The 9,897-nt window shown below is 73.7% G+C and carries 13 protein-coding genes and 1 pseudogene; 6 read left to right on the top strand and 8 right to left on the bottom strand.

The window, feature by feature from the left end; all coding sequences use genetic code 11:
• Positions 1-7: 7 nt before the first annotated feature.
• From ACFWNV_RS12355 to ACFWNV_RS12345, 3 genes are read right to left on the bottom strand one after another with little or no spacing between them, the layout of a single operon-like run.
• Positions 8-733: a phosphatase PAP2 family protein gene (locus ACFWNV_RS12355; protein ID WP_383944589.1), complete on the bottom strand. Its 726-nt coding sequence runs from the start codon at positions 731-733 to the stop codon at positions 8-10.
• Positions 730-1,377, bottom strand: coding sequence for a phosphatase PAP2 family protein (locus ACFWNV_RS12350; protein WP_383944586.1), 648 nt, complete (start codon positions 1,375-1,377; stop codon positions 730-732). Before ACFWNV_RS12350 ends, ACFWNV_RS12355 begins: the two co-directional genes overlap by 4 nt.
• Entirely contained in the window at positions 1,374-2,042 is a 669-nt protein-coding gene (locus ACFWNV_RS12345) for a DedA family protein (protein WP_383944652.1), read from the bottom strand. The genes ACFWNV_RS12350 and ACFWNV_RS12345 overlap by 4 nt, the downstream gene beginning before the upstream one ends.
• Positions 2,043-2,156: 114 nt before the next feature.
• Here ACFWNV_RS12345 and ACFWNV_RS12340 point away from each other — a divergent pair.
• The 4 genes and pseudogenes from ACFWNV_RS12340 to ACFWNV_RS12325 form a co-directional block, all read left to right on the top strand.
• A pseudogene (locus ACFWNV_RS12340) lies at positions 2,157-2,531 on the top strand (BlaI/MecI/CopY family transcriptional regulator); the annotation flags it as partial.
• The gene (locus ACFWNV_RS12335; RefSeq protein ID WP_383944583.1) at positions 2,528-3,178 is read left to right on the top strand and encodes a hypothetical protein; all 651 of its coding nucleotides are present in this window, start codon (positions 2,528-2,530) and stop codon (positions 3,176-3,178) included. The pseudogene ACFWNV_RS12340 and the gene ACFWNV_RS12335, both read left to right, overlap by 4 nt.
• Positions 3,179-3,381: 203 nt before the next feature.
• Positions 3,382-3,762 carry a BlaI/MecI/CopY family transcriptional regulator gene (locus ACFWNV_RS12330; protein ID WP_383944580.1) on the top strand — a complete coding sequence of 127 codons (381 nt, stop codon included), beginning with the start codon at positions 3,382-3,384 and terminating at the stop codon, positions 3,760-3,762.
• Positions 3,759-4,706, top strand: coding sequence for a M56 family metallopeptidase (locus tag ACFWNV_RS12325; RefSeq protein WP_383944577.1), 948 nt, complete (start codon positions 3,759-3,761; stop codon positions 4,704-4,706). The genes ACFWNV_RS12330 and ACFWNV_RS12325 overlap by 4 nt, the downstream gene beginning before the upstream one ends.
• A 64-nt stretch (positions 4,707-4,770) precedes the next feature.
• Here the strand turns inward: ACFWNV_RS12325 and ACFWNV_RS12320 are convergent, their stop codons facing one another.
• Positions 4,771-5,463, bottom strand: coding sequence for an SDR family oxidoreductase (locus ACFWNV_RS12320; RefSeq protein WP_383944574.1), 693 nt, complete (start codon positions 5,461-5,463; stop codon positions 4,771-4,773).
• Positions 5,464-5,576: 113 nt separating this feature from the next.
• On the opposite strand from ACFWNV_RS12320, the gene ACFWNV_RS12315 reads away from it, so the two are divergent.
• Positions 5,577-6,137, top strand: a complete 561-nt coding sequence (locus ACFWNV_RS12315) for a TetR/AcrR family transcriptional regulator (protein ID WP_383944571.1) — start codon at positions 5,577-5,579, stop codon at positions 6,135-6,137.
• Positions 6,138-6,230: 93 nt separating this feature from the next.
• Here ACFWNV_RS12315 and ACFWNV_RS12310 read toward each other — a convergent pair whose 3' ends face one another.
• Entirely contained in the window at positions 6,231-6,722 is a 492-nt protein-coding gene (locus tag ACFWNV_RS12310; protein WP_383944568.1) for a PaaI family thioesterase, read from the bottom strand.
• A 110-nt stretch (positions 6,723-6,832) separates the two neighbouring features.
• Here ACFWNV_RS12310 and ACFWNV_RS12305 point away from each other — a divergent pair, with 110 nt between their 5' ends.
• Positions 6,833-7,324, top strand: coding sequence for a winged helix-turn-helix transcriptional regulator (locus tag ACFWNV_RS12305; RefSeq protein WP_383944564.1), 492 nt, complete (start codon positions 6,833-6,835; stop codon positions 7,322-7,324).
• On the opposite strand, the gene ACFWNV_RS12300 is transcribed toward ACFWNV_RS12305, so the two are convergent.
• The 3 genes from ACFWNV_RS12300 to ACFWNV_RS12290 all read right to left on the bottom strand — a co-directional run bounded on the left by ACFWNV_RS12300 (position 7,301) and on the right by ACFWNV_RS12290 (position 9,877).
• Positions 7,301-7,735, bottom strand: a complete 435-nt coding sequence (locus ACFWNV_RS12300) for an ester cyclase (RefSeq protein WP_383944560.1) — start codon at positions 7,733-7,735, stop codon at positions 7,301-7,303. The genes ACFWNV_RS12305 and ACFWNV_RS12300 overlap by 24 nt on opposite strands.
• Positions 7,736-7,855: 120 nt before the next feature.
• Positions 7,856-8,068, bottom strand: a complete 213-nt coding sequence (locus ACFWNV_RS12295; RefSeq protein WP_383944558.1) for a hypothetical protein — start codon at positions 8,066-8,068, stop codon at positions 7,856-7,858.
• 1,269 nt (positions 8,069-9,337) lie between these two features.
• A complete protein-coding gene (locus ACFWNV_RS12290; RefSeq protein WP_383944555.1) occupies positions 9,338-9,877 on the bottom strand; it encodes a MarR family winged helix-turn-helix transcriptional regulator in 540 nt (179 codons plus the stop codon).
• Between the last annotated feature and the right edge of the window lie 20 nt (positions 9,878-9,897).

Below are 9,897 nucleotides of genomic sequence, written 5' to 3'. Positions count from 1 at the left end.
CGCTCGGTCATCTCCGGTCCTGAGGTATCGGCGAGTGCCGACCGGATGCCGTCGCCGGACGGCCGTGGTGTGAGCCGGGTACGGACCGGAGCCACGTCGCGGCCGCGCTCAGCCAGGCGAGGGCGTAGAGCCAACCGCCCAGCACGTCCGTGGGCCAGTGCACGCCCAGGCAGATGCGGCTCAGCCCCACGCCGACGGCCCAGCAGCCGAGGAGGGCCCGGATCCAGCGGTGTCCGGCCGAGCCGGTCTTCCGGCACAGCGCCAGTGCGAGGAGCCCGGCCACGAGGGCCGAGGTGGTGGTGTGGCCGGAGGGGAAGGCGAAGCCGGAGGCGTGGGCGGCCCAATCGGCCGTGGGGGGCCGCGAGCGCGCGAGGCAGTACATGACGGCGTAGCGGACCGCCTGCGCCGTGAGGAGGAAGGCCAGTGCACCGGCGGCCGTCCGGAGGCGGCTTCGGATGTCGTGCCCGGCGATCCATCCGGCTCCCGCGGCGCAGAGGTACGGGAGGGGTCCGGTGCCGGTCGCGGTGACGAGGCGGAGCAGTGCGGTAAGGACGGGGGGACGGTGGTCCACCGCCCACTGGTGGATGTCCCGGTCCAGGGCGTACGGAGCACCGTGGCGGGCCGCGACCAAGGTGGCAAGCAGGGCGAACGAGGCGCCGAACAGCCCGGCGGCGAGCAGTCCGGCAGTGCCCGGCCGCGCCCGGCGGTACGGAGGAGCAGCGGTGAGGCTCACCCCTGCTTCCCGGCAAGGGGTGCGGCGGAGCCTTCGTACTCGGGGGCCCGCGGGCCACGCCGCAGGACGCGGCCGGCCATGAGGACGAGGAACCACGCCACGACCGCTCCGGCGGCCAGCCCGACGAGGACGTCATGGGGGTAGTGGACCCCGACCCAGACGCGGGAGACCGCCATCAGGAACGCGGCGGGCACCGCGAGCGCGGCGAGGCGGCGGTCGGTGAACCACAGGGTGGTGGCGGCCGCCGCGGCGATGGCGGCGTGGTTGCTGGGGAAGGACCAGTCACCGAGCGGCGGGCAGGCCTCGAGGGTGAGGGCGTGCAGGCTCTGGCAGGGCCGCTGTTCGCGGATGAGGGACTTGATGCCGGTGTCGACGAGGAAGGCGGTGACGACGAAGAGCGGCGCCATGAGGGCCAGTACGGCCCGCTGCCGCTCCACGGAGGCCCGGGCTTGGGCCCGCGCCCCTGCTCGCGCCCGCGCTCTCCACCAGGCGGCGGCCATGAGGAGCCCGAACAGGGCCAACCCGTAGGTGGACCAGGCGGAGATGAGGCTGTCGGCCCAGGAGGGCGCCCGCTGCGCCAGGTCCACGATCCAGAGGTACAGGCCGCCGTCGGCGGACGCCCCGCCCCGCGCGATCGGACTCACCGCACGCCTCCGTCGGTGCCCCGCTGCCGACGGCGGCGGATCACTTCGATGGCCAGCGGCGTCAGGGAGAGCAGGACCACGAGGGCCACGATCGGCAGCAGGTAGCGGTCGACGTCGGGCACGGAGGAGCCGAGGGCGTACCCGGCGAGCACGAGGCCGACGGTCCAGAGCACCCCGCCGACGATCTGCCAGAGGGCGAAGACCCGGGCCGGCACGCCGAGCGCACCGGCCAGCGGGTTGAGGACGGTCCGCACGAGGGGGACGAAGCGCGCCAGGACGATGGCCTTCGCGTGTCCGTAGCGCTCCAGGAGTTCCTCGGCCCGCTCGGCTCCCTCGTGGAGCTTGCGGCTGCGGCTGCGGGCGAGCAGTGCGCGGCCGCCGCGCCGGCCGAGGAGGTAGCCCGCCTGGGCTCCGAGCAACGCGCCGATGACGGCGCAGGCCAGGACCTGGGGCAGCGAGAGGTGGGCGGTTCCGCCGCCGCCCGGCACGCAGAGGAGCCCGGCGGTGAACAGGAGGGAGTCGCCGGGCAGGAAGAAGCCGATCAGGAGGCCGGTCTCGGCGAAGAGCACGACCGCGATGCCAAGCGCGCCGAAGGCGGACAGCAGTGATCCCGCGTCGAGCAGGTTCACGGCCTGAGGCACTGCCAGGTGGGCGGACAGGACCATGGTGGGCGGCTCCCAGGGGTGAGCGGGCCGGGGCGAAAGCAGCAGCATCGACTACAACCCTGTAGACGGTCTACGTCACTGTAGACGACGGGATGGCGAGGAGATGCCCATGGGGATGCGCACGCGGGTCGGCGGCCCGCCGGCGAGCTCGGCGCGAGCGTCCTGGCAGCGCTCTGGGCGGCCGGCGAGCCGCAGACACCGGCGCAGGTCCAGAGAGTTCTGGGCCCCTCCCCCGCCCGGACCACGGTGACGACGATCCTGTCCCGCCTGTACGAGAAGGGCATGGTGACGCGGAGGCGGTCGGGCCGGGGGTTCGCCTACCAGCCCGCCGAGGACGCCTCCGGACTGACCGCGCGCCGCATGCATGCCGAACTCGCCCGGACCGAGGACCGCGTGAGCGTGCTGAGCCGTTTCGTCTCCCAGCTCACCGCCGAGGACGAGACCCTGCTGCGCACCCTGCTGGAGGACGGCACGGAGGGACCCGCATGAGCCGACTGCTGTCGCGGCCCCACCTGGTGCTGTTACTGCCCCACCTACCGCTGTCGCAGCCCCACCTACCGCCGCTGCTGCCGCACCTGGTGCTGTTGCTGCCCCTCCCCCTACCCCTCCTGGCCGGTCCGGCCTGCCGGGTCCTGGCCGGCGCCCTTCCACCACGCCGGGCCGTGTGGCTGTTGACGGGTTCGGCCGCCGCCCTCGCCATGACCTCCGCCGCCTCCCTCGCCCTGCTCGCCGCCCGGGGCACGGTGCTGCTGCGCACCGGGGTCCGACGGCGGAAGCAGCTCCGTGCGGCACGCGTCCTGGCCGAGGCCGGCCCGGACGAACTCTTCGTCCTCGACGAGGAACACCCCGACGCGTACGCGCTACCGGGCCGTCCCGGCCGCATCGTGGTGACCTCCGGAATGCTGCGCGCCCTGTCCGCCGACGAGCGGGGGCCCTGTTCGCCCGTGAGCGGGCCCACCTCAGGGACCGGCACCATCTCCACGTGGCACTGGTCGAGTTGGCTGCCTGCTGCCATCCGGCCCTGCGCGCCGTACGCGAACCCCTCGGCTACGCACTGGAACGCAGTGCCGACGAATCCGCAGCCCGGGCCGTGGGTGACCGCCGCCTCACGGCCCGGGCCCTGCTGGCCTGCCTGACCGTCTCGGCGGGCGCCCCCCTCGGGGCTGCCGACAGCCTGCACGAGGCGATCGAAGTCGCCCAGGGGGAAAGCGCCGGGAAATGAGGACTCCGGTGCGCGGGCACCGCCCCTACGGGGCACGGCCCACCCCCCTTACAGTAGGTAAGGCAAACCTATGGACGCCGGGCGTAGCGGTCCGGGCAGGAGCGGGGCGGTAGCAGGATGGTGCAGGAAGGCCAGGAGCCGAGGCGTCCGCACGGCGAGCTCGTCGCGGACGTACTGGCGATCCTGTGGGCGGCCGACGGGCCGATGACCCCGCAGCAGATCAACGCCGCACTCGGCCGGGACCTGGCCAGGACGACGGTGACGACGATCCTGGGCCGCCTGTACGAGAAGGGCACGGTCCTGCGGACCCGCGAGGGCCGGGGCTTCGCCTACGCGGCTGCGGACGACGCCGCCGGGCTGGCGGCCGGCCGCATGCACCGCGAACTCGAACGGGGACCGCAGCGCGACCTCGTCCTGAAGCGCTTCGTGTCCTCCCTGTCCGGAGACGACGAGGACGCGCTCAGGCGCCTGCTCCTGGAGGCAGAGGAAGGCGCATGACCCTCGCCCTCGCCCTGGTCATGCCGGCCCTGGTCCTTCCCTGGGGCGCAGCGGCGGCGACGCGCAGGCTCGCCTCGCTCCTGCCGCCGCGCGAAGCGTGTGCGGCCCTGACCGCGGCGGCCGTGCTCCTGACCGGTGGCACGGTGGCGGCGCTGATCGGCCTGTTCCACGTACCGTTCCTGGCGTCCCTGGAGCAGATCCCCTTGGCGCGGGCGGCTGCCGAGTGGCCCGCCACCGTGCCGGCCGCCGCGGCGGCCGGGGCGGTACTGGCGCTCCAGACGGTACGGGCGGCCCGCCGCTGGTACGCGCACCGCTCCGTGCTCGCGCGGGCGTGGGCGTCCACGGGTGACGCCGTGTCCGACGGCGACCTCCTGGTCGTACCGGACGGCGACCCGCACGCCTTCGCACTGCCCGCGTGGCGGGGGCGCGCCGGCCGGGTCGTCGTGACGACGGGCATGCTCCGCATCCTCGGCCCGGCCGAGCGCGCCGTGCTCCTCGGGCACGAGCGCGCCCATCTGAGGGGCCGCCACCACCTGCTGTCCCTCACCGCGGACATCGCGGCCGCAGTGCACCCTGCCCTACGGTCCCTGCGCCCGGCCCTGGACTTCCATCTGGAGCGGTGGGCGGACGAGTCCGCCGCCACCGCGGTGGGCAACCGGCGCCTCGCGGCCACCGCGATCGCGCGCGCGGCCCTCGCCGCCTCGACCGCCGAGAGGCAGCCCGAGACCCGCGGGCCCCTGCTGGCGGTCGGCACGGGGCCCGTTCCGCAGCGGGTCGAAGCGCTGCTGCGGCCGGTTCCCGTCCGGCCGCGGAGTCACCGGACCCGGGCGGCCGTCGTGGCACTCGCCGCGGCGGTGTCGGCGGCGGCCCTGTCGGGCCTGGCCCTGGCCTACGGACTGCACGAGTACGTCGAGCTCGCCGCCAGGGCCCTGCACGCCGGCTGAACCTCGCGACGGACAACACCAACGTCGACCCGTCGGGCCGGGGGGCCGCCTACGACGGTGGGCCTCAGGCCGCGATCGGCTGCGGTGCGGCGGCGAGTCCCTGCTTGACCTGCCGGGTGAGTTCGTCGGCGACGATCTCCGCCAGGCCCGCCTCGATGCCGTCCAGGGTCTGGGCGGCGACGTCGGCAGCGGAGACCTTCCGGTCGGCGGGGACGGCGGCGGCCATGTCGGTGTCCATGTAGCCCACGTGCAGGGCCGATACGGCGATGCCCCGGGGCGCCAGCTCTTCGCGGGTCGCCCCGGTCAGGGCCCAGGCGGCGGCCTTGGTGGCGGCGTAGGAACCGAGGTGGGCCGGGTGCGCCCAGGACAGCACCGACAGGACGTTGAGGACGGTTCCGCCGCCGTTGCCCTCGATGACGGGGGCGAAGGCCCGGGTCGCGGTCAGCGGGCCGAAGAAGTTGGTCTCCATCTCCCGGCGCACCTCGTCCGGATCGCCTCCGATCAGCGTCGCACCGGTGGAGATGCCCGCGTTGTTGATCAGCAGGGTCGCATCGGAGGCGATGCGGGCGGCTTCCCGCACCGACTCCGGGTCCGTGACGTCCAGGCGCAGCGGGATGACGCCGGGGAGGTCGACGGACTCCGGGCGGCGGGCCGCCGCGTAGACCTTCGCACCGCGTTCCACGAGCTGGGCGGCCAGGTGCCGCCCGAGGCCCCGGTTGGCGCCGGTGACGACCGCGACCGCGTTCTTCAGTTCCATGCCTGCTCCTCGTCCTGGCGGGTGCCGTCCGGCGGCCCGCGCATTAGATTATGACTGCAATCTAAACACTGGACTAGGATAGATGCCAGTCGACATCCAAACGGGAGGTGGCCATGGGCCGCGTGTCGCAGGCGCAGGCGCAGGAAAATCGCCGACGGGTGGTGGACACCGCCTCGCGGCTCATCAGGGAACGGGGTACGCAGGTCAGCGTCGCCGACCTGATGAAGGCGGCCGGTCTGACCCACGGCGCCTTCTACAAGCAGTTCGCCTCGAAGGAGGCACTCGTGGCCGAGGCCACCGCCCAGGCCTTCGCCGAACTCGCCCTGCGGCACACCGCCGGCCTCGAGGACTCCGACGGGCAGCGGGACGCCGCCCAGCAGGCGCTGATCGACGCCTACCTCTCCGTCGAGCACCGCGACGCACCGGCGGACGGCTGCCCGGTCGCCGCGCTCGCCACCGACATGGCGCGGGAGGACGGGGGGCCCGAGGCCCGGCGCGCCTACACCGAGGGAGCGGCCCGGTTCGCCGATTTCCTGGCCACCGACGACCAGGACGGGACCGCCCGGCTCTGCACCCTGCTGGGCGCGCTGCTCCTGTCCCGGGCCACCAAGGGGTCGCCGCTCTCCGAGGAAATCCTCACTTCGGCGCACGCCGCCCTGACGCGAACGGACTGATCAGGGGCGGATCCGGGGTACGTGCGGAACCGGAGTACGCGCCGGATCGGGATACGCGCGAACTGGGAGCGTCACCCGCCCCCGCCCGCAGTACTACGCGGGCACCGGGAACAGCATGCAACTGCTCGTGGCGTGGGCGAGCAGGCGGTCCTGCGCGTCGACCAGTTCGGCCTGGGCGAGGGCGATGCGGCGGCCGGCGTTCAGCACCGTGCCGATGGCCCGTACCCGGCCCGTGTCCACGCTGATCGGCCGCAGGAACTTCACGGTCAGGTCGAGCGAGGTGTACGCCATTCCCTGCGGGAGCGTGGACTGCACGGCGCAGCCCGCCGCCGAGTCGAGCAGCGTGGCGAACACGCCCCCGTGCACGCTGCCGATCGGGTTGTAGTGCTCTTCGCCCGGCAGCAGCGAGAAGACCGCCCGGCCGTGCTCCACCTCGTCCAGTTCGAAGTCGAGGGTCCGGCCGATCGGCGGCCGCGCGACCCGCCCCGCCTGCACCTCGCGCAGGAAGTCCAGGCCCGCCATGCCGCGGGCGGCCCGCGCCGGGATCTCGGGGTCTTCCCAGCTGTACGTACGCGTTCGCCCCACGGCCGGGTGCCTTCCTGTCGATCAGCTGGCTTCCGCGGCTGAAGCTAGCCCTGCCCCCGGCTGACTGTCAATGACGAAGCCAGCCGAGCCGGGGGCCTTACGATGACGGGATGGAGTGGCTTGAGGTCAGCACGGAGAACTGCCCCGTCCAGCGCGCGCTCGACGTGGTCGGGGAGAAGTGGACGCTGCTGATACTGCGCGACGCCGTCAACGGGGTGCGCCGCTTCGACGGCTTCCACCGTCACATCGGCCTCTCGGAGGCCGTCCTCAGCGACCGCCTGCGGAAGCTGACCTCTGCCGGGGTGCTCAAGACCGTCACCTACCAGGAACCGGGACGGCGCTCCCGCAACGAGTACCGCCTGACCCGCAAGGGCTGGGACCTGTGGCCCGTCCTGATGGCGCTCGGCCAGTGGGGCGAGACGTACGCCCTCGGCCCCGAGGTGCCCCGCCCCGTCCTGGACGTGACCCACACCGACTGCGGCGCTCCGGTCCGCGTCACCGTTCAGTGCACCGCCGAGCACACCGCCCTGACCCCGCAGGACGTCAGCGTCCGGCCGGGTCCCGGTGCGGGCCGGGCGTCAGTGACCGGCGGGGGCGGGTGAGATCTGCTGGAAGAGGCTGATCAGGTCCGGTGCCACCCATTCCTCGGCGATCCGGTCGCCCTCGAAGCGGTAGACCTCGACACTGCGGTAGCCGACCTCCCGCCCGGTCGCCTCGAACTGGTGGAACGCGCCCCGGTGCGTGGCCCGGAAGCGGATCAGCACCGTCACCTTGTCTCCGGCGCCGAACATGTCCAGGACGTCGATCTTCAGGTCGGGGAACGCGTCCTTCATCATCTGCGTACCCGACCGCCAGGTCTCCCGGCCGTGCAGCGGGTCGGGACATCCGGGGACGTTGGCGATGAAGTCCTCGTTCAGCAGCTGCCCGGCAGCGTCGAGCTCACCGCCCTCCACCAGCCGGTACGCGGTGCGCAGCAGGGCCATGTTCTTCTCGACAGCTGTGGTCGCGGTCATCTGGGAGTCCTCTCGGGTGGCGGCCGTCCCGTGAACTCGGTTCGCCCCGGGCCGGATACCACCCAGTACAGACCCTGACGTCGCGGCAAGGTCAAACCGGACTCCGAGCAGGATCCGGGCTCACGGACCCTGGCCGATCAGGTTCACGAGGGCCGTCGCCGTCGCGGAGACGACGGTGATGCCGACGGCGAACGCGCCCGCCGCCCGGCTCAGGGCCTGCGGGTACGACGCGCCGTCACGCCGGGCGAGATAGGCGGCGCCCACTCCCACCAGGCCGCAGACGACGACGGCGAGGGCGGACACCAACAGGATCAGGGTGGCTCGGCTGGACATGGGGCGTCCCCTTCGGCTCGGCGCGCCGACCGGGCGGCACACGTGGGTGATGAACCGAATGTCTCGCTTCCCCTGTTCGCCATGGTGCGCCCGGTCGGCAATGAACAGTCACGAACACCGAGTTGGCACCGGCGTACGAGGGGGCGTGGACGGCCATGGACGGCCATGGACGGCCATGGACGGCCATGGACGGCCACAAACGACGAAGCACCCCGGACCGCACAAGGGCCCGCTGAGGGGGCCGAGTTGCGTGCCCGCCTCGACGAGGCGCTGGCCGTGTCCGGGCTCACCAAGAGCACGCTCGCCCGCCGGACGGCCCTGGGCCGTACGGTCGCCAGCCAGGCGTTCAGCGCCTCGGCCGCCGCCCCCGCCCCCGCCTCCTCCGCCCAGACCGTGGCCGCGCTCGCGCTTGCGCTCGGCCTGGAACCGGGCCCCCTGCCGGCGTCGCACCCAGCGGCCCGCGCGACCTCTCCGGCCGAGCCGGTCCCGACCGCCGCCCCGGCCACCCCGACCCCACCGGCCCCGCCGCCCCGACCGCCACCCCGACCCCACCGGCCCCACCGGCCCCACCGGCCCCGCCGACCCGCGATGCCGGCCGCCCCATCCAGGAGTGGCACCCCCACGACCTGGAAGTCCACCCGACCGTCGAACCGGCGCCGCCCGTGGGCGAACCGCGGCCCGGGCGCAAGGCCTCCGGCCTGCCGGCTTACGTACGGCGCCCGCACGACGCCGAGTTGGCCGGGGCCGTCGCCGACGCGGCCACCAGGAACAGCCGGATGGCCTGGCCGGATCCTCGTCCACCGGCAAGACCCGCGCACGCCGCGAGGCCGTACAGCCGTTGGCGGCCCAGGGGGGGGTGGCGGCTGTGGCACCCCTTCGATCCGACCCGCGCCGACTCCGCACCGGCCGAGCCGGCCCGGATCCCGCCCCGAACGGTCGACTGGCTCACGGACGGTGTGAGGCGCCGGCACGCGCGGTGGCCGACGAGGACGCGACGCCAAAAGCCCTGTCCCACCTGGCACTGAGCGGGCGGGAGACCGCGAGAACGCCGGAGGGGGCGGTACTCCTGCTGCGCGGGACAGCGGACGCCGGGAGCGCCGCGCTCGAAGCCCGCGGGAACGACCGCGACGCACTGCCGGCCCGCAATCGGGCCGCCGCGGCCGCCGCGGACGCCGTGGCCGCCGTGGCCGCCGTGGCCGCCGGCCGGGACGATGCGGTGATGGTCGAGGGGAGGCCGACCGCCGCAGTCTTCGCCGCCGCCGCTCCGGGTCACCGGCTCCCGGTGGCTCCGTTGCGGCGCGGGCCCGAGGTCTGCCGGCCGCCGCTGCGGGCGGGGCCCGGGGCCGGCGTCTCGCGCAGTCGCTGGACGTGTTCCTGCTGGATGCCCTGGCTGAAGGTGAGGAAGTCCGCGACGAGTTCGAGCTGTTCGGCGGTGTAGCGCTCCATGACCTGCCGCGTGGAGTCCTCGATGAACGGGGCGATCAGGGCGTAGGACCGCTGCGAGGCTTCCGGGGTGACGCGCACCAGGGTGCGGCGCCGGTCGGTGGGGTGCGGGCTGCGGGTGAGGTAGCCGGCCTTCTCCAAGCGGTCGAGCATCGTGGTGACGCTGCCCGTGGTCAGCCCGAGCTGCGCACTGAGCGCACTGGGAGCGGTCTCCTCCGTGGACATGAGGATCTCCAGACACCGCAGATCCGTCTCGTTGACACCCAGGAGGCGAGCTGTCTCGCGGTCGTAGTCGTCAACGGCCGACTGGTAGTCCTGGACGGCCTTACCCAGCCTTGCGCCGATCCCCTCTTCTTCGCTTGACATTCAAGCTATCTCCGTTCATG

The sequence above is a fragment of the Streptomyces sp. NPDC058401 genome (assembly GCF_042722885.1).
GTDB lineage: Bacteria > Actinomycetota > Actinomycetes > Streptomycetales > Streptomycetaceae > Streptomyces.
The sequence above is the reverse complement of the archived record's forward strand: the minus strand, read 5'-3'. Positions and strand labels throughout refer to the sequence as shown.